The organism is Bacteroidota bacterium, assembly GCA_041658205.1.
Classification (GTDB): Bacteria; Bacteroidota; Ignavibacteria; order UBA10030; family UBA8401; genus UBA8401.
The window spans coordinates 206667-227262 of sequence record JBBAAO010000003.1; the positions used below are offsets into that span (position 1 = coordinate 206667).

Below are 20596 nucleotides of genomic sequence, written 5' to 3' on the forward strand. Positions count from 1 at the left end.
TGGAGAATTGTATGAAAATGATTTCGTTGTTCCTTGTGGCATCGTCCATCCTCTTTGCACAAAACCCGGATGGAAAAAATGCATCATTGCATCTGACCCCTTCCTGGCAATGGGGAAATACTGCAATCGATCGCAACACAACGGTATGGCTTCCCGCTTCCATGTCGTACGAATCCCAATATACAACGAATCAATATTCCGGTACAATTCACTATCCGTATGCCTTTGGTATTCATGCGTTGTTGAAAATGCCGACAACATCGTTTCTGACAATGAGTCTCTCCTATTCATTGAATCAGCGATTTGAAGAAGATACAGATTACCGTCATTATTGGAGATTGAATGGGAATATTCACAAAATTGATTTTACTGTAAGCATGTATAATATATTTTCCGTTTATCAAGGCGATTGAACAATGCATCGAAATAATCTTCTTCAAAAACTCCGAACATATCATCCTGCAGACACTCATGAAATGTCGATGCATCAACGTATCATTGAATTTGTAGAAACCCAGCCCGAATGTTTTGAACGGACATTGTTGATTGGACATATCACTGCATCAGCATTGATCGTCAACAGACAACGGACCCACACGTTAATGACCCATCATCACAAATTGGAAAAATGGCTGCAGCTCGGCGGCCATTCGGACGGAGATCCGGATCCGTTGAATGTTGCACTGCGTGAAGCAGAAGAAGAATCCGGGATAAAAGGTATCATTCCGGTATCAAAAGATATTTTTGATGTGGATGTACACCCTATCCCCGCCCGTAAAAATGAACCTGAACATTTTCATTATGATATTCGATTTCTCTTTGAAGCAAACGATTCACACGAATTAACAATAACAGCCGAATCAAAAGATCTTGCCTGGATTCCACTATACACAATAGAAAATTACACAACCGAAGAATCTATTTTGCGAATGGTGCGTAAACTTCAAGCATCAAAATGAATAACAGCACAAAAATATTTCTGATTCTTTTCTGCATTGTTCTTCTGCCGGCAATCTTTTATTCCGTGTATGAAATCTCATCTCTGGATGATACTGAAGAGATGGTGTCACAAATGTATCAGCGCCAATTGGATGCCGTTCTCTTTTCCGTCAATCAATATACGCTGGACGTTGCCTCCGGCTGGGCAACGCAGATAGAGAATGGGTTGACGAAAAATCGCTTCGATCAACTTCTTCAATCTAATCCATCGATTGAATCGATTATTATTTCTGACACACAATTTGTTTCCTGGTCATCATTCCCCGTTCGGCGGCCAGAATATTTCAACCGATTTCATTTATTCACAGAAAAAATTGATCGGTTACTCCGTTATCGTTCTGCATCGTACCGTAAACTTGAACCGGTGATCGATTCAGATTCAACCTTCATGATTCTCTTTGCATCCTCAACATCATCGCAGATTATCGGAATCATGATTAATAACGAACGGTTCATTAATGACATTATCGGAAAAAAATTGAGCGATATTGCCGAAAATGATTTTATCTTCACAGTGAACAGAGTATCAACTGCAAAGAGAGTGTTTTCCACAATACCATTGGTTGATGAATCATTCTCTCATCAACGACCGTTGTGGATATTTCCGGATCATGTTGTGAAGATTCGCTTGCGCGGCATTACCATCCAGGAAGCTGCAAGCGAACGGTTTTACAGAAATTTGATTTTGATTATTTTGCTCGATGTAATTTTACTCGCCGGCGCTTTCTTTGTCTATCGTCTTATTAAGCGTGAGATGGAACTTGTTGCCATGAAATCCGATTTCGTTTCCAATGTCTCCCACGAATTGCGGACTCCTCTTTCCCTCATTCGAATGTTTGCCGAAACATTAGAGATGAAGCGCGTTAAGACCGAAAAAAAGAAACGGGAATATTACGGCATTATTTTACATGAAACCGAGCGACTTACCCGTTTAATCAACAACATCTTGAATTTTTCACGGATGGAATCGAAAACTAGGAAATATAATCTTAGACCCACTGATATTAATGAAGTCATTTCATCCGTTCTGATGATTTATTCTTACCAGTTGGAGAAATTGGATTTTACGGTTGAAACATCTCTTTCAAAAAATCTTCCTCGTGTTGCGGTTGATGAAGAAGCTTTTGCCGAAGCTCTGCACAATCTTATTGATAACGCGATAAAATACAGCGGAGAAAATGAATATCTTCGCATTGCTACTTCTCGAATGAATAAGTCTGTCATTGTTGAGATAGAAGATCATGGAATTGGCATTGCCCCGGAACATCACTCCAAAATCTTCGAAAAATTTTACCGGGTAACTCAAGGCCTAGTCCATACCGCCAAAGGTAGCGGACTTGGACTAGCAATTGTTCAACATATTATTCAATCGCACAATGGAGCAATTTCCATCAACAGCCAGGTCGGAAAAGGGAGCCGGTTTACGATAACTTTACCTTTCACATAATTGATGTTACGCTATGCAAAAAAAACGGTCATTCTGAATCCCGATGTTACCCTGAGCGGCCTGTCCGCCGTCTTTTTGGCGGATTGACGGAAGCGAAGGGTATCGGGATGAAGAATCTGAGATTACGAACAGATTCTTCGCTGCGCTTTAAAAAGAAAAACTCTCCGGCTTGCTCAGAATGGCGATATATTTTAAAATGGCTGCTGTCATTTAAAAATATATCGATGCAAAAATTACCATTAACATAAAAAAATATGGCACGCATACTTGTTATTGAAGACGAACCCGAAATGCAGCGCGGTCTCCGCGATAATCTAGAGTTTGAAGGATACAATGTTACCGTCGTCGGCGATGGAAAAAAAGGATTAGAGACGATTCGTGATAAAAAATTCGATCTTATCCTGCTGGATGTGATGCTTCCCGGAATGTCCGGATTCGATATCTGCAAAAAAGCACGGACCGATGGAATAACAACTCCCATCATTATGCTTACCGCAAAAGGTGAAGAAGTTGACAAAGTGCTCGGACTTGAATTCGGCGCCGACGACTACATTACCAAACCATTCAGTTTGCGCGAACTGCTTGCACGCGTCAAAGCTGTTTTACGAAGAACTCCCTCAGAAAAAATTTCAAAAGCATTGAAAGTAACTCTTGGACTTTTGGAAATTGATTTTGAAACCTACACAGCGGTTAAAAAAGGGAAATCAGTCGCAATGACATCCAAAGATTTCGAGATCCTCCGCTATCTGTGGCAGCATCAGCAGCAGGTGATCACCCGTGACGATCTGTTGAAGCATGTCTGGGGATACGATGAATCGATCTCTTCCCGCACTGTCGATAATTTCATCGTTAAACTTAGAAAAAATATCGAAAAAGATCCTTCTCGCCCTAAGCACATTATAACCATGCATGGGACCGGGTATAAATTAATACCTTAAGAAGATTTCTCAAAAATATTTTCTATCGTTCTCCAATTAGGGCTTCATTTCGAGTATAATATAAATATAGTATTAACTGAAAAATTAAAAAACCAAGCCTGCTCTCAGCCGGCAGGCTTTTTTGTTTTCCTCCCTCTTCCCTTCGTGACATCTTTTTACATCTTCTGACTTGCGGAAGACACGCTTAATATCAATCCGTGGTATATTAAATCAAAAAAAGGCAACAACTATGAAACAATTGATGGCAATTCTTGTTATCACTACAACGCTGTTTGGCATCCAACGAGATGATCCCCGTCAGGTGATCGATCTGCGCGGCAAGTGGAAATTCGAAATCGGCGACAGCAAAAAATATTCCGATCCCAATTTTGACGATAAAAAATGGGACGAGATCTTTGTTCCTGCAGACTGGGAAAACGAAGGATTTGCCGGATATGACGGATATGCCTGGTATCGAAAAACGTTCACGCTGTCAGCCGATATGAAGGGGAAAAAGCTTTTTTTACATCTCGGGTATGTGGATGATGCCTGCGCAGTGTATGTCAATGGAAAACTTATCGGTGAAGGGGGAAGATTCGAACCCGATTTTTTAACGGCATACAATCAAGAACAGAAAATGTTCATTCCATCAGATATTCTCCTGTACGGAAAAGAGAATATCATTGCCGTCCGTGTGTTTGATACAATGCAGAACGGCGGCATTGTGCGGGGCAAAATCGGCATCTTCGAACATGTCGATGAAATCCCTCTTGTTGTGGAATTTCCCGAACGATGGAAATTTAAAACCGGTGATCATGACGATTGGAAAAATCCGGAGTTCAATGATAGTGGTTGGGATAAGCTTCTTGTCCCTGCGAAATGGGATTTTCAAGGATATCGAGATTATAACGGCTACGCATGGTACCGTGTAACCTTCGATATGCCGAAAAATTATTCCGATGGTCGATTGGTATTGATGCTCGGGATGATCGATGACGTAGACGAAACATATTTGAACGGAGAACAGATAGGTAAAACCGGACGCCTCCGAAGAAATGGAGACATTTCCACCAATAACGATTACATCAAAATCAGAGGATACGAAATTCCGAGATCGCTGTTAAAAGAAAAGAATAATGTTGTTGCTGTGCGCGTTTATGATGGATTAATGGATGGTGGCATTTATAGCGGTCCAATTGGGATTGTCAGTGAAAAAGATTTTTCACGATGGGAACGGAAAGCAAATCGATGGAACAATTACGACGATAATCCAATTGATCGGTTTCTTCGGAAATTGTTTAGTAATTAGGGAAAACAAATGAAAACAATAGCTCAACAATACACTGTTTTTCTTTTCCTCTTCACGATACTAACAGCAGCACAACCGGTAACGCTAAAATTCGGGACCATGGAAGCGCGAATTGAATTTGCCAAAAAAAATATTGCGTTTGGATTGCACTCGGAAAACAGTGGTGTAGTGGAATCGCTCTTGATGCTAACGGCAAAATTAGCGGTAACCCACCCAACGGAAAATATGACAAAGATTGTATCCATCGTCGATAGTCTTGCTGTATCAAGCACTTCTGCACCATTGCGGTACAAAGCATACATTGTTTCGAATATTTGTTCCGATCCTGCATGGTTTGATCAAAACGATCTCAAAACGTCGACGATACCGGATCATTTTTTTATGATCGCGGCAAGACGATTGGAACGTAAAATGCTCGGAATAAGTTCTCGATAATTACTCTTCCGGCCCCCACCGCCACAACCCGAAGTCTGTACGATTCCGGTTGATTATTTTGTAAACACGCTTAACCGCTGCCACGAAAGCACAAAAACACTAAATTTCTTTAAAATATTTTTTTTGTTATTCTGAGTAAGCCTAAGATTTTTTGAAACTAAGCGCAGCGAAGCTCCGTTGTTCGGGGTGCCGTGCGTTAAAAAACATATCGGCAAATCTGATACTTATTTCAAATTCTTTTTCCCATCTCAATAGATTTTCCATAAAATCAATGAATGAATGTCCTCGCGGCAAGCCGCGAGGTATCTTGTCATGCCAGCGTACGCTGGCATCCAGGTCCTGGATTCCGGCTTTCGCCGGAATGACGCCGCAAGCCGCGGGGAATTAGACCCTTAAGAGATTAAAGTATATCTGATTTTACGCCAATGATGTTTTTGACGCATTATTTAGCTTTTTCATAACACTCTTACGCATCTTTCCTGAATATTTTTTTTGTATCTTTTGCCATGGCAAAATCAAAAACTCAAAAAGCGTGGGTTGTTTCGGCAGATATGGGATATGGACACCAGCGCGCAGTCTTTCCGTTAAAGGATATTGCAGAAGAAGGACTCATTACCGTTGGTAAAAATGATAACTCAACTGAAAAAGAGAAAAAACAGTGGACGCGCCTGTTGAATGTCTATGAATCATTTTCCCGTGCACGCGGAATACCGGTGATCGGTAAACCGATTTTTGCCATGCTCGATACACTCATGCATATTCCCTCCTTCTATCCGATTCGAAATCTCTCACACAGCACCTATCAAGTGGATCTTTTGGAAAAAAATATCAACAACGGAATATGCACAGGGATGTTGGAAAAGATTTCCACAAAACAGCTTCCGCTGATTACATCCTTTTACGCTCCTGCTATCGCGGCAGATATGAAAGGATATGACCCGACCTATTGTATTGTCTGCGATGCGGATATTAATCGCGTGTGGGTAGCGAAACAGCCGTGGGACAGCCGGATCAATTATTTTGCTCCGTGTGGAAAAGCAGCCCAGCGGTTAAAATCGTATGGCGTACCGGAAGAGAGAATCTTTTTAACAGGATTTCCTCTTCCACAAGATCTGGTCGGAAAAGGGCTTTCAGTTCTAAAGCATGATCTGGGGCAGCGATTGTTCCACCTCGATCCGCAAAATCGGTTTTGGACAATGCATAAAAAAAATGTGGAACATTTTCTCGGAAAGAAAAATTGTGTATTTAAGTATGGTAGAAAACTGACGATCACCTATGCGGTGGGTGGCGCAGGCGCGCAAAAAGAGATCGGCGCAAGTATTGTTAACAGCTTGAGACACAAAATTATTGGAAATGAAGTGAAGATCAATCTTGTTGCCGGAATCCGCCCGGAAGTGCGCTCATATTTTGAAGATGTAAAAAAGGAATACCGGTCGGAAAATATTTCCATTTTATATGGCGAAACACTGCATGATTATTTTCAGAAATTCAATAATGCAATGCGAACAACCGATATCTTGTGGACAAAACCAAGTGAGCTTTCCTTCTATGCAGGTCTCGGCATTCCTATCATTATGACACCGACCATCGGTTCGCAAGAACGATTTAATCGTCAGTGGTTGTTTGAAATCCACGCAGGAATGAAACAGGAAGATCCGAACTTTACTGAGCAATGGCTTTATGATCTATTGGACAACGGCACCATTGCTGATATGGCGTGGTCCGGATTTTTAAAAGCACGAAAACTCGGCACAGAAAAAATTATGGAAGTCTTGCGCTCAGGTTCGATGACACGCAGTAGTTCACCCTTGGAACGGTAAAGTGGAAAGTCGGTATTCATGCCGACCGATCAGGCTTTTATGCAAAACCAAAAACAAAAATATCTCTTCCTCTATCTCAGAACCGGCGGCGGACATCTTGCCCCTGCTCGTTCCGTTGCCAAGTATGTCGCTGAACGTCACAGTGACCGCATTGAACCGATTTTAATCGATGGATTAGCGGAAGCGGTACATATTGCGAAGTATATCATCGAAGATGGTTACAGGATGCTGCAAGCAAAAGCAAAATGGTATTACGAATTTCTGTATGCAACAAATAAATTCCCTCCTATTGGATATTTTAATGTTGCGGTGGCAAATTTTTTCGTGAAACAGTATATCAAAAAAAGAATTCGTGAAGAACAACCTGTAAAGATTGTTATTTTCCATTTTTTCTTGATTACACCGGTGTATCAAGTATTAAAAGAGCTGGGATTGAAGATTCCTGTCATGACGGTAATTACCGATCCATTCACCGCGCATCCGTTATGGTTTCAACGAAAAGAACAGCAATTTATTGTCTTCAGCGAACGATTGAAACAACATTGCCTTAAACGAAGAATTCCGGAACGGTCGATTAACGTATTTCCTTTTATTATCGACGAAAAGTTCGCTCAATCACTTTCTGTGGAAAAAATATCCGAAGTACAAACTCGTTTTGGATTAGATCCCAAGAAAAAATTGGTACTGATTATTGGCGGCGGTGACGGAATACCGCATGGAAAATCGATTTTGCAGAATCTTCTTTCAACTCCTCTTCCAGTCCAAATTGCAATTGTGTGCGGAAAAAATAAAGAATTGTATGATGATGCAATGGTATTGAAGCAGCAGTTTCCGGAATTAATTGTTTTTGGTTTTGTTGATTTTGTTTACGAGCTGTTGAATGCTTGCGATATCGTCATCACCAAATGCGGCGCATCGACAATTATGGAAATATTAATGATGAAAAAAATTCCGATTATCATCGATTATCTTTGGGAACAAGAACTTGGGAATATGGAATATGTCCGCGATAATCGATTAGGGATTTTTGAAAGAGATATTTCAAAACTTCCTTCGATTCTTCGCGATCTGATTTCCGATGATGGAACATACAAGACATTTCAACATAATATTGAACAGAAACAATTGCGAAACGGAACTCGTGACGTGGGTGAATATTTAATTTCCCAATAAAACTATGAACATACCTGAAAAAAATCTCTATCAACAGATCCATCCCGTGCGTTTATTAACAGATTGGGCAACCGGTCTCTATGCCTGCTTTTTGTTGTGGCAGCAGGAGCTTGTTTCGGCGATGGTTATCGCCTTTATCCCTTCATTGATCGTTTCTTTAATCATAGTCCGTTTTGTCGATCTGGAAAGAACAAAGAATTCTCCTTTCGGCAGATACTACAAACGGACATATACTAAAACAATCGATCTGATACGTTTTGGAGGATTTGTTGTCATGGCCGGAGGATCATGGGGTCAATCATTACCTGCGGTTGGGATTGGACTGGTGATTATTATTGGAACGTGGACATACGGATTGTTCAGCATAAAAAGATAGTCTTGCAATACATTAGGTGCACAAACCATTCTTGTATGGAGAATGTATGAAAAACTTCATTTCATTTACATTTTTGTCCCTCATGATACCCTCTTTTTTACCTTCTCAGTGGATTCAACAAACTTTTCCAACAACTGAAACGTTATGGAAAGTACGTTTTGCAAACGAACAAACCGGATGGATAGCTGCATACAATTATATCTATAAGACAACCAATGGTGGTGACGGTTGGGTGAAACAAGATACATCAATTGGAGGATGTGATGCGATGTATGTTTTGAATGATCAAATTGGCATGTTTGCTAATTGGACCGGTGTGGGAGAATTAAGCAGAGGAATTCGACGCACAACTAACGGGGGTACAACATGGACGACCGCAAATGCTGAAAAAAATTATTATGCCGATATTGATTTTGGATCGACTGCGGTCGGATATGCTTGCGGAGGGAGCGGAACCGCAGGAAATAAACCAATCGTGAAAAAGACCACCGATGCTGGTGCCACATGGACAACTGTATCGCAAAATTTTCCAAAACCCAAATTTGAGTTGACGGGAATTGCTTTTGTCGATGAAAATATTGGATGGACAGTTTCATATGACGGATTTGTTTTTAAAACTACCAATGGCGGAGTTGATTGGTCTACGCCTGACTCTCTTGGATCTGAAAGTTTCCGGGATATTGAATTCTTTAACAAAGATACTGGGTGGGTATTTGGTGGAATCGCAGGAGATATGGTTATTGCTCGAACAACCAATGGTGGATCAAGTTGGACAAAAATAAAAAAAGGGGGCGGAAGCTTACGTGAAGCAGAGTCTCTTACCTCGACCAATGTTTGGTGTGCGGGATGGAATGACAGTATTATCTATTCAACAAATGCCGGTGCAGATTGGATTGCACAAAAGAGTGATCGATATGGCTTTGAATCGCTTGATATGGTAAACATCAACATTGGCTATACGGTTGGTTCATCAGGAAAAGTCTATAAAACCACAAACGGTGGTGTAACATCTGTCTCAGCACAAAGATTGAATGATTCTCCAACGTCTTACTTAGTAAAACAAAACTTCCCCAACCCATTCAATCCTTCAACATTCATACAATTCTCAATTCCAGAACAGGGATACACTTCGTTGAAAATACATTCGATCAACGGAGAATTGATCGAGGAGCTTTTGCATCAGACAATTGATGCGGGTACATATTCAGTTCAATGGAACGCACAACATTATTCAAGCGGCGTATATTTTTACACATTATCTTCCGGGACTTTTTCTACAACGAAAAAATTAGTGCTCTTAAAGTGAATGAATGTCCTCGCGGCAAGCCGCGAGGTATCTTGTCATGTCCCGCCTTTCGGATTCCGCATAGCGGGATTCAAAAAAGCGGAACCAGCGTACGCTGCATCCAGGTCCTGGATTCCGGTGCCGAAGGCATCACTTTGTAGACTTTCGCCGGAATAACGCCTCAAGCGGCAGGTCTACGACCTCGTAGAGGGAATTAGACCCTTAAGATATTAAAGTTTGTTGCAGGCTCATTCTTTTATCCTTACATTTTTCCAATGTCAGCCTTCAGTGAAATCACCGAAAATATCAAAGTGTCTGTGCGGCCACTCTATCTTGAGGGAGAGTCGAATATCCTCTCCCGCAAATTTGTGTTCGCCTATTTTATTACCATCGAAAATCTAAGCAACGATACTGTGCAATTGCTGCGCCGTCACTGGTTTATTACTCACGACACAGGAAAAGTGGAAGAGGTGGAAGGAGAAGGCGTTATTGGAAAACAACCGATTATCGCTCCCGGAAAAAAACATAACTATAACAGTTTTTGCATCCTAGAATCGTTGGAAGGTTTTATGGAAGGGACATATTTAATGAAACGTTCCAACCATGAGACATTTTCGATCAATATTCCTCGTTTTGTTCTTCGTGCAATGGCGAATTAAGAACAATGAATAATTATAGAATGGATAATTCATAATGAAACGGTTTGTAATTCTCTTCGCGATAGGTTTTTTGGTAGGACTCACATCATGTAGTTCCACCGCTTCCTTAACCACCGAAAAGAGTATCGATGCAATCATGTCGGAATTCAATTCTCCCTTTGCGCCCGGCGCTTCGGTGCTGGTGATGAATCATGACACCGTGGTCTTTCAAAAAGCATATGGATTAGCATCCATCAACAATCATACACCGATCACAACAACAACGAACTTTCGATTGGCTTCTATTACAAAACAGTTCACGGCAATGTGCATTCTGTTATTGCAGGAACAAGGAAAACTTTTATTTGATGACAAAATTCTAAAATTCTTTCCAGACTTTCCACTCTACGGCAAAGATATCACAGTACGTCACCTGTTGAATCACACATCGGGATTGGTCGATTATGAATCCCTTATTCCGGACTCGCAAACAGTGCAGGTACACGATGCTGATTGCTTGCAATTGATGTTTAAAGTGGATTCGCTCTACTTTCCTTGTGGTACAAAATATCAATACAGTAATACCGGTTATGCTCTGCTTGCGTTGATTGTTGAAAAAACTTCAGGAAAACGGTTTGCTGATTTTTTAAAAGAAAATATTTTTGACAAGGAAGGAATGGCAACAACTGTTGCGTTTGAAAATGGAATTTCAACCGTTCCCAATCGTGCATATGGTCATTCATTGGATAGTGGAAAATGGATGGAAACTGATCAAAGTAACACAAGCGCGGTGTTAGGTGATGGCGGCATCTATTCTAACGTTGAAGAAATGGCACAATGGATTTCCTCGTTGTGGAATTACAAACTCATTACCAAACAGATGCAGCAATTGGCCTGGACGGATGCAACCTTGAATGACGGAACAACAATCGATTACGGAATGGGTTGGCACACAGAAACGTATCACGATGTTCGTCATCCGCACCACGGCGGAAGTACGCGCGGGTTTAGAAATCATATTCTTCTCTTTCCCGACAATAAGCTTATGATCATTATCTTGACCAATCGTAATCAAGGTAATCCTATCACGGAAGCGAAGAAAATTGCAGATCTTTTTCTTCCACCCCATCAATAATGGGAAAAAACTATATCCTCCTGTATGACGGCGTCTGTGGCTTCTGTAATTCCACCATTCAACTAATTATAAAGCACGATAAAAAGAAGACGATGCGTTTTGCCGCCATACAAAGCGCATTTGCACAACAAGTGTTTGAACGTCATCCAATCCTCAAAGAGATCGATTCGCTTATTCTTATTGACCAGACAGATTCATTGAATGAACAGATACATATTCGGTCAACGGGAGCATTATTCGTGGCCGAATATCTCGGAAGTGGGTGGAATATGTTCCGGATTGCGTGGATTATCCCACCTCCATTGAGAGATTATGCGTATGATCTTTTTGCAAAATACCGGTATTCCTTATTTGGGAAATACGATTCATGTCTGCTCCCTCCTGCCGAAGTTCGTTCCCGGTTTATTGATTGAGCGGTTAAAATTTCGACATCTTTCTTCTTCTCAAGAATTTTCCCATTTTCACTGAACAATTCGACAAAGTTTTCCTTATCTTGGCGTGTAATGAAAACAATATTCATCTTTATTTTATCGTGTATGCTCCAGAGCTCGGTGTATACACAATCCGTTCGCAGTAACAGTGAAGAGCAAAAAATTCTTGCTCTTCTCCATCATCAGGTTCACGGTTGGAACAGCGGAAGCATCGAATCGTTTATGCAGGGATATGCGAAGATTGATTCGCTTCGCTTTGCATCCGGCGGCACGGTAACCTATGGCTGGAATACAATGCTTGCCCGGTATAAAAAAAGTTATCCCACAAAAGAAAAGATGGGAACACTGGAATTTACTGATATCACCATTGATCTCATTTCAGAACATGCAGCTATTGTCTTTGGCACATGGAAATTAAAGAGAGAAAAAGATACACCGTGGGGATTATTCACATTGCTTTGTAAGAATATCAACGGTGAGTGGCGTATAGTTCACGACCACACATCATCAGGAAATTGAACGCATCAATGGACGTAATTATTTATTCATTTTTTATTGTATCCGGCATTGCTGCCTTGTCGTATTACACAATACGAAGCCGATACAATCGATTATTGGAAGAAGAACGAGAAAAGACATTTGCATTGCGAAACAATGAATTGCAGCTCGCATCAGAAAAACAGCGTTTGGAATCTGCTTTAAAAGAGAAAGAACATCAGATCTCCGAGATTAAATCCCATATCACTTCTGTAGAAGTAACAACAACTTCCCTTGGCGGTGAGGTTATGGCAAAGGATAAGCAGATCCAATCACTTTCTGCACAGTTGCAGCATGAATCCACACAACGCACCTCGCTTGAACAAGAACTCGCAACAATTGAACGCCAGCTCTCCGAATATACATCAAAGATTTCATCGGAAGAAAAAAAAGCATCCATGCTAACAAGTGATCTCTCATCAAAAGAGCAGCAGATCCAATCGCTTACATCGGAACTCCATCAACAGTTGGAACAACAGACAAAAGTTGAAAAAACTCTTACGGAAAAAGAACGCGATGCAGCTTTGCTAGCAGAACAAATTCAGCAGGAAGAAGAGATGCGTTCAACCCTTACCAGTGAAATGATCGCAAAAGAACAGCAGTTTCAGTCAACGCTAAACCAACAGACTATGGAACTTCAACAAGTGAACAGCACTCTGCAGCAGGAAAAAGCATTGCGGACGACGCTCGAAACAGAATCTCGGGAGAATCTTCAGAGACTGCAGCAACAGATTGAACAACTTCAGAGTGAATTAACAACCGCTCGCAATTCAAATGAATCGCTTCATCAATCTGGTGGTGTATTGATCGAAGAATTCCGCACCAAAGAAACCGAATACCAACGAAAACTGTCTGAAGCCGAATTGATTCATTCTGCGATTAAACAAGAGCTTGAAATTACGGCAGAAATGCTTCAGGAACAGACCAGTATTCGCCAGGCAACGGAGCATGCTCTTCAAGAAAGTAAACAAAAACTTTATACGCATATTGGCGAACTTGAACAAAAAATTGCCGAGCAATCAAATGCAATCTCAGTATTGCAAACTGAACTCACGCAAAAATCAAATGACCTTGTTTCTACCCAGCAAAGTATCCACAATATTCTTCGGCTGGTTCCTATTCCCATCTTCGTCGTGAATGAAAACGGAATCTGTGAATACTGCAATCCACCGCTACAAGAACTTGTCGGCTACGGGATGAATGAACTTGGAGGAAAACATTTTGCACGGCTCTTCCCGGAAGAAGAACGGGCATTTTACGAAGAACAGTGGAAGAATACCGAGAATCGGGCAGAACAATTTCAAGGTGAGACGAAGATTATTGCAGCAACCGGCGATACCATTTCCGCTTCTGTCAGTTTCGTTGATATTCAACCAAATGGTGACTCGATAAAATACGTCGGCTGTATTCTCGACCGCACAACTGAAAAAGATTCGCAACATAATTTTACTGTGGCCAAGGAACGGGAGCAGGAGTTGGTCGACCTGAAATCACGCTTTATTGGAATGGTGAGCAATCAACTCCGAACGTCACTTGTTACTATTGCGACAAATACGGAATTGCTTGAGCGATTTCTTGACAAATGGAGCGATGAACGACGATATCATTCCTTCCTTCGTATTAACGAATCGATTCGACAAATGATCGATTTGGTGCGCGATGTAACATTCACAACCAAAGCATCAACAGAACCATATGCACTAAATATCACCAACGTCAATCTTGAAACACTTTTTCAGTCTACGTCAAAAGAATTGATGACGGATCTTGAATCCCGACATCACTTTATTCTTTCTGAACAGGGAAATTTTTCATCCGTAGCACTTGATGCAAAATTATTACAGACGATCGTTTCTCAATTGCTCTCCAACGCATTTAAATATTCCCGTGATAATACAGAAGTACGGGCACATATCGAGTTAAACAATTCTTCCTGCATTATTACCATCACGGATCAAGGAATTGGCATTCCAGCATCGGAACAAAAACATTTATTCTCCTCGTTTTTCCGAGCGTCGAATGTCAGCAATATTTATGGAACCGGCCTCGGATTGACCATCGCACAGCAATGCGTTCAAATGCACGGCGGAACTATTTCGATCGAAAGCGAATTACTTAAAGGAACAACCGTAACCGTCTCAATACCGACCCGTTGAACAGAAAGGATCAGCAATGCTCAGAGAGTTCGATGAACAGCAATTTCCGCCATTCGAGGGTTTTCCTAAAGAGAGTATCGCATTTCTAAAAAAGCTGAAAAAGAATAATAATCGAGATTGGTTTAACGCTCACAAAAATGATTACGAAGAGCAGATCAAATTTCCAATGCAAAGTTTTATTGCATCACTGCAGCCCCTCTTTGCCGATTTTGCATCTCAATTTGACGTTCATCCAAAGCGATCGATGTTCAGGATCTACCGCGACACACGATTCAGCAAAGATAAAACTCCTTATAAAACACACATGGCAGCTCACTTTGTGCTGCGAGGAAAACCAAAAGGATTTGAGGGATCGGGCTATTATCTTCACATTGCCCCGGGAGAAGTGTTCATTGGCGGTGGGATTTATCTGCCGGACAATGATCAGTTAAAAAAAATCCGTAAGTATCTTGCTGAGCATTCAAAAGAATTTCTGGCCATCATCAACAAACCCTCATTCAAAAAAATGTTCCCGGCAATCACCGGCCAAAAGCTTTCCCGCCCACCCAAAGGGTACGATCCAAACCATCCGATGATCGAATGGCTGAAAATGAAACAATTCTTCACTGGTTTGGAGATGAAGGAAGAGATCTGTCATAAAAAAGATTTTGTGAAACTCATAGCAAAACATTGTAAAGAACTTATGCCCTTGGTTGATTTTATGAACAAAGCAATGGGTTTCTAAAACAAATTACATGATTATCAAGATTACATAATTACAATATTGTTAAAGCAAAATCATGCGCGCTTGATAATTTTGAAATAAAATTTTTGAATGAGATATTTTCTTTTTTATAAACCGTATGCAGTGCTTTCACAGTTCTCTCCTGAACCTAGAAAACAAACGCTTAAAGATTTCCTCACTCTTCCAAAAGATATTTACCCCGTCGGACGATTAGATTACGACAGTGAAGGATTACTATTACTCACCAACGACAATGTAATTAAAAATAAACTCACCGATCCAACCGTTGGATATCCCAAAACATATTGTGCTCAAGTTGAACGCGTTCCCGACAATGCCGCATTGGAAAAACTCCGTAAAGGAATAATTATTGAAGGAATAAAAACTAAACCGGCAGAGATCGAATTACTTTCACACGATCCTCTTTTTCCTCAACGTTCAACACCAATTCGATTCCGCAAAAATGTTCCCACAGCGTGGATCACGTTAGTCTTGCGTGAGGGACGAAATCGACAAGTGCGCAAAATGACCGCTGCCGTCGGACATCCGACGTTACGACTTGTGCGTATTAAGATAGGAAATATCGACATTGGAGATTTATCTCCGGGCCAATGGAAAGAAATATCTCTTCAGCAGATACTGCTTTAGTATTACAATTGTAGACGCCTAACACAAACGTTACACCTTCTTCACTATTTATTTCTCATCCCGTCACGTTGAAATGGTATGTTAACACCGTAATTCAACCGTTGAACATTATTTATTCATTTCACAGAAACTTTTTCTCGTTGAATCCGTTTGTATATGCACCCACCGAGAAAATACTTACCATACAATATCCATAGGAGGCGTTATGAAAAAGCTATATGTGCTGTTTGTTGTATTCCTCGGTGTTTCTTTCCTGTTTGCATCCACACCGAAACACCCCTCAAACGACTCAGTTGATTGGACAAAAGCTGAACAAAATTACAAAGCTAATCTCAAATCGGACAATAATGGAGTAAAAATAAGTGCTGTCAGTTACATTCGAAAGTACAAACTGACAGGAGCTGTAGAAGAACTAAAGAAATTACTCCTAACGGATAATGCGGAAAATGTCAAAATGTCTGCAGCACTTGCACTGGTGAATATCGGCGGTACTATTGGCAGAACGGCTGTAGAAGAAGCTTTAGAAAAAGAAGAAAGTGAAATTGTGGTGGAGTTTTACCGATCCGTGCTGAATACAACGTTGGCTTTGGAGTAATTTTCGATAAAGCGGACTGCTGTTTGATACAGCGGTCCGCTTTATTTTTTTTCCATTGTCTTAACGATATCTATTTCTCCAGCTCTCAATCGATACTCTATTGTTCCGGAAGGAATATTTTTTGTGTCGATCGCAACAATATGCGTTCCGACTTCTTTCAATTGTCTCACTATAATTGTTTCCCGTAAAGCAGACGCATATTTTAAGGAAAGTGTCACCAACATTTTTTGTGGAAGTTTGATAGTAACGTATGTTCTTCCGTTCACGGGATTCGGAATATTTTGCGATAACGTTAATTCTGTTTCGGGTTTACCATACCGAGAAAATAACGATTGTATTTCCGAAACTGTCTTTCCCAATGCACCACTTTCATTTCCTGCCCGATCAACAGCTGTAACAGTGTAAAAATATTCTTTTGCGTTCGATGTCTCATCACGATACAATAATTGCGATGCGGGAAGAACGGCAAGGATGTTTTCTGCTCGTCGTGTATCAATACTCTTCTCTGACGATCGATAGAGAACATATCGGCATGGTTTCTCTTTATCACTCGCTTCATCGGGTTCGTTCCATCGAATTGAAGCAACACCTTGAGACAGTGACACGGCGATGTTTTTTGGATTAAGAGGTGGAATTGAATCTTTCCAGATCATTGAAGGCACAAGTGCTTGGAATCTATAAACATTCCCCATTTTTGGGAGAATGGTTTGAACATTTTCGTATCGAAAAAAAGCTTGGCCATGTGCCCCTTCAGCCCGGGTCATGAGTATCTGTTCTCGAATTTCATGTTGAATATTTTCACGATATGCGCCGATACCAATATAGACATGACGTTGAGAATGTTCCTGCATCCAATTATTACTCAAGACAAAAAAATCCGGATCGTTTGGATTTTTTTGCTCGCCGATGGACCAATAGAGTTGTGGTGCTACGTAATCATGAATTCCTTCCCGCAGCCACCGTCGCGCATCCTGAAAGACCCCCGAATAACCATTGAACGAAGATTGAGCGCCATTGATCGATTGATAAATTCCCAATGGGGCTGATCCAACTTTAATCCATGGTTTTTCTTTTTGAATAAACGTGTAACAGTCCTTAACGAACGTAGTAATATTATTTCTTCTCCACTCCGCACGCTCAACGCCATCGCTCCATTGTGTAAACGAATCCCAGTCTTCAAACTTATCCGACGGATATCGGATATAATCAAAATGAAGGCCATCGATATCATATGTCGACACCAATTCTTTCACAAGATTTTCGGTATAATCACGGGCCTCCGGAATTCCCATATCAACCCACCACTCATTCTCAAACAATTTTACCCAGGCATGATGTGATCGCGTGATGTGCTGTTGATGCTGTGGAAGCTTATCGCTTCCCCACACCTTTGCAACATTAAACCAAGCATGCAGTTCCAAACCACGTTTGTGCGCTTCCTCAATGGCAAAGGCGAGCGGATCATATCCCGGATCTTTGCCGAGTACACCGGTCAGTTGTGATACCCAGGGTTCAAGAACAGAGCGGTATAACACATTACCGCGCGGTCGGACTTGAAAGAATACCGTATTGAAATTATTGTTTTTAAGAACATCGAAAATTTCGATCAACGAGCGCTGTTGTTCAGCCACATCCGTCGATTTAGGCCAGTCTCCGCTTGCAGACGATATCCAAACAGCTCGGAGTTCATACTTAGGCGATTGTGCAACTAGGATAGAAATAAAAAGAAGGGGAATAATGTTACGATACCGAATCATCCATTACTTTCGCGCCATTGCTTCAAAAATTTGAATGAATGCCTCTTTCCCCTTCACTTTGATCGGTTCGCGTTTATGTAATTCAATGAATGGTTCATCTTGAATATATTTTGCGGAGTACTCGGAAACAATAATTTCTCCTCTACCAGCAGCACTGCATAATCGTGCACCAAGATTCACGGCATCGCCGATAACGGTAAAATCCATACGGTCTTCGCTTCCCATTGCCCCCATCACCATTTCACCGGTGTTAATCCCAATGCCGATGGCAATATCATCGCCAATTAATTCCGGGATCGATTTCATCATTTCCTGAATCTCGATAGAGCATTGCACAGCGTTCTTCACCATCAGATTGCCTTGAAACACTGCTACAAGTTCGTCCCCAACATATTTGTCAATATCACCGCCAAATTTTTTAACAATGGCTGCTTGTCTGCTTAAGATTGAATTCAGCATGGCAACAACCCTTTCCGGTTCAACTTTTTCAGAAAATGCTGTAAACCCGCGCACATCGGAAAAGAATACCGTAGCAACTTTTCGCTCACCACCGAGTTTCACCCCCATCTCTGATGCACGCTGAACATAATCGACGGTTTGCTTAGAAACAAATTTTTCCAAATGAAATCGTTCACGCAAACCTATAATCATTTCATTGATCCGCTTGCCAAGCTGGCCTATTTCGTCATTCGATTTCAAGTTCGAAGAAACAGAAAAATTTCCATTACCCACTTCTCGAACAACATTTCCCAATGAACCAATTGGTCTCACCACAACTGCTTTCATAAAGATGCGAAGTACGAGCCATACTAAAAAGATTGTCGTTCCGCCGGCGATTAATGAGTAGAGTTGATTATCCGCAATTGTTGCATTCACCGCCGCCATTGATGTTGTCACACCAACAACACCCCGAATCGTGTGGTCATCCCCATGGCAAACCTGACACCGTTTTTCATTTCGAAGAGTGGAATAACGGACAAGAAATTCCTCTCCATCAATCATTTGCATTGCTTCGATGAGGGTATCTTTCATCAACGCACTGCGCACAAAATCCAGACCGTAATCCTTTTTTTGACTGTTCACGAACCGTTCATTCGAGTTTTTATCGAAAACGCGAAGATCCTTAACAGCATCGATCTTTCGTACTTCATTAATAAAGGAGCGTGCGTAACTCCCTTTTCCCACGAGCATAATGCTGCGAAAACCGACGCCGACTGTTGCCTGAAGCATTTGAGTCAATTGCTGCTCAAGCTCAAGCGACTTCATTTTAAGTTGTCCAACTCTTAACGAAACTTCCATCACGCCGCGCCACTGACTTTTTGAACCATGGCACACCTGACATCGATCCTCATTTCGGAATGGAATCATCCGTGTCATCACTGTTTTATTTTTTTCAGAAAACATGATGGGCAATTCATTTTCTATTGCCCGCAGAATGGAATCTTCAGAGGCCAAATTTTCTTCTTCGCCAAAATGCACGGCGCCAAACCGATCATAAATTTTAATTTTTTCGATGAACGGAAGCCGCGCTGTGCGTCGAACAAGAGTATCCATCAGTTCGCCCTGACCTGCGAGCATTATGTTTTTAAAGCTGGCAGCGAGAGTATTACTGATGATTTCTGTGACTTCTTGTTGTGTGTTTGTAAAGTTGTTAGACGCCATATCCTTTGCATGGGCGACCATTAAATTGGGATTGAGCGTTAGGCGTGTTACCCCTCTTACGGTGTGATTGCCGCTGTGACATTGTTGGCATTCACGTTCGTTCAGCAATGGTTCAATACGGATAAACTGCTCGCCGAGCGTGTCGTGTTTTGCAAACATTACTTCCATTTCCGTTTCGATTGCTTTGCGCACCTGTTCATCACCTGCTCCAGAAATAATCCCTCGTCCTTCATCCGGGAATACTTCTTTCGATTGGTTGTTGTATACTCGCAAAGTTCCGAACAATAAATTCTCTCGAGCGTCTCCGACCAATTCAGTAGCATATGGCGCCTTACCGGAAAGCATCACATTGCGGATCCCCACCATCACCGTTTCACTGAACAATCGCGCTTTTTCACGCTGCTGTTCAAGCAACACTTTTGATTCACGGTTGATGGAAATGATAACATACGTGCCAAAGCCTGCAACCAGCACGAGGATGATGAGCAATAGTATTTTTACTTCGAGGCGATTTTTCATTGAAGATATCTTAAGGCAGGCCGCATAATACAA

The 20596-nt window shown here is 41.4% G+C and carries 20 protein-coding genes; 18 read left to right on the forward strand and 2 right to left on the reverse strand.

The genetic code is table 11. The annotated features are described in order from the left end of the window. The first annotated feature begins 11 nt into the window (after positions 1-11). The 18 genes from WDA22_15970 (at position 12) to WDA22_16055 (ending at position 16625) form a co-directional block, all read left to right on the forward strand. On the forward strand, positions 12-413 hold the full coding sequence (locus tag WDA22_15970; protein MFA5834974.1) for a hypothetical protein: 402 nt from the start codon (positions 12-14) through the stop codon (positions 411-413). A gap of 3 nt (positions 414-416) precedes the next feature. Then, positions 417-959, forward strand: coding sequence for an NUDIX hydrolase (locus tag WDA22_15975; GenBank protein MFA5834975.1), 543 nt, complete (start codon positions 417-419; stop codon positions 957-959). Continuing rightward, positions 956-2446 carry an ATP-binding protein gene (locus WDA22_15980; GenBank protein MFA5834976.1) on the forward strand — a complete coding sequence of 497 codons (1491 nt, stop codon included), beginning with the start codon at positions 956-958 and terminating at the stop codon, positions 2444-2446. Before WDA22_15975 ends, WDA22_15980 begins: the two co-directional genes overlap by 4 nt. 254 nt (positions 2447-2700) lie before the next feature. Then, entirely contained in the window at positions 2701-3384 is a 684-nt protein-coding gene (locus WDA22_15985; protein MFA5834977.1) for a response regulator transcription factor, read from the forward strand. Between the two features lie 229 nt (positions 3385-3613). Then, positions 3614-4672, forward strand: coding sequence for a beta galactosidase jelly roll domain-containing protein (locus tag WDA22_15990; protein MFA5834978.1), 1059 nt, complete (start codon positions 3614-3616; stop codon positions 4670-4672). 9 nt (positions 4673-4681) lie between these two features. After that, complete coding sequence (locus tag WDA22_15995; protein MFA5834979.1) at positions 4682-5107, forward strand: hypothetical protein; 426 nt, start codon at positions 4682-4684, stop codon at positions 5105-5107. A gap of 506 nt (positions 5108-5613) precedes the next feature. Next, positions 5614-6927: a hypothetical protein gene (locus WDA22_16000; protein MFA5834980.1), complete on the forward strand. Its 1314-nt coding sequence runs from the start codon at positions 5614-5616 to the stop codon at positions 6925-6927. 18 nt (positions 6928-6945) lie between these two features. After that, on the forward strand, positions 6946-8100 hold the full coding sequence (locus WDA22_16005; GenBank protein MFA5834981.1) for a glycosyltransferase: 1155 nt from the start codon (positions 6946-6948) through the stop codon (positions 8098-8100). Positions 8101-8104: 4 nt separating this feature from the next. Then, positions 8105-8476, forward strand: a complete 372-nt coding sequence (locus WDA22_16010; protein MFA5834982.1) for a hypothetical protein — start codon at positions 8105-8107, stop codon at positions 8474-8476. Between the two features lie 46 nt (positions 8477-8522). Beyond that, complete coding sequence (locus tag WDA22_16015) at positions 8523-9782, forward strand: YCF48-related protein (GenBank protein MFA5834983.1); 1260 nt, start codon at positions 8523-8525, stop codon at positions 9780-9782. Positions 9783-10036: 254 nt separating this feature from the next. Continuing rightward, positions 10037-10420 (forward strand): Co2+/Mg2+ efflux protein ApaG, encoded by a 384-nt coding sequence (gene apaG / locus WDA22_16020; protein MFA5834984.1) that lies wholly within the window; start codon positions 10037-10039, stop codon positions 10418-10420. Between the two features lie 34 nt (positions 10421-10454). After that, the gene (locus WDA22_16025) at positions 10455-11534 is read left to right on the forward strand and encodes a serine hydrolase domain-containing protein (GenBank protein ID MFA5834985.1); all 1080 of its coding nucleotides are present in this window, start codon (positions 10455-10457) and stop codon (positions 11532-11534) included. Then, positions 11534-11947 (forward strand): DCC1-like thiol-disulfide oxidoreductase family protein, encoded by a 414-nt coding sequence (locus WDA22_16030; protein MFA5834986.1) that lies wholly within the window; start codon positions 11534-11536, stop codon positions 11945-11947. Before WDA22_16025 ends, WDA22_16030 begins: the two co-directional genes overlap by 1 nt. A gap of 90 nt (positions 11948-12037) precedes the next feature. Further along, positions 12038-12484: a DUF4440 domain-containing protein gene (locus tag WDA22_16035; GenBank protein MFA5834987.1), complete on the forward strand. Its 447-nt coding sequence runs from the start codon at positions 12038-12040 to the stop codon at positions 12482-12484. A gap of 8 nt (positions 12485-12492) precedes the next feature. After that, positions 12493-14658 carry an ATP-binding protein gene (locus WDA22_16040; GenBank protein ID MFA5834988.1) on the forward strand — a complete coding sequence of 722 codons (2166 nt, stop codon included), beginning with the start codon at positions 12493-12495 and terminating at the stop codon, positions 14656-14658. A gap of 16 nt (positions 14659-14674) precedes the next feature. Next, positions 14675-15382, forward strand: coding sequence for a DUF2461 domain-containing protein (locus WDA22_16045; GenBank protein ID MFA5834989.1), 708 nt, complete (start codon positions 14675-14677; stop codon positions 15380-15382). A gap of 90 nt (positions 15383-15472) precedes the next feature. Then, positions 15473-16030, forward strand: coding sequence for a pseudouridine synthase (locus tag WDA22_16050; protein ID MFA5834990.1), 558 nt, complete (start codon positions 15473-15475; stop codon positions 16028-16030). Between the two features lie 205 nt (positions 16031-16235). Continuing rightward, positions 16236-16625, forward strand: coding sequence for a hypothetical protein (locus WDA22_16055; protein ID MFA5834991.1), 390 nt, complete (start codon positions 16236-16238; stop codon positions 16623-16625). A 41-nt stretch (positions 16626-16666) separates the two neighbouring features. Here WDA22_16055 and WDA22_16060 read toward each other — a convergent pair whose 3' ends face one another. Both WDA22_16060 and WDA22_16065 read right to left on the reverse strand, forming a co-directional pair. Next, complete coding sequence (locus WDA22_16060; GenBank protein MFA5834992.1) at positions 16667-18382, reverse strand: family 10 glycosylhydrolase; 1716 nt, start codon at positions 18380-18382, stop codon at positions 16667-16669. A gap of 3 nt (positions 18383-18385) precedes the next feature. Then, entirely contained in the window at positions 18386-20563 is a 2178-nt protein-coding gene (locus WDA22_16065; GenBank protein ID MFA5834993.1) for an adenylate/guanylate cyclase domain-containing protein, read from the reverse strand. Positions 20564-20596: the final 33 nt, after the last annotated feature.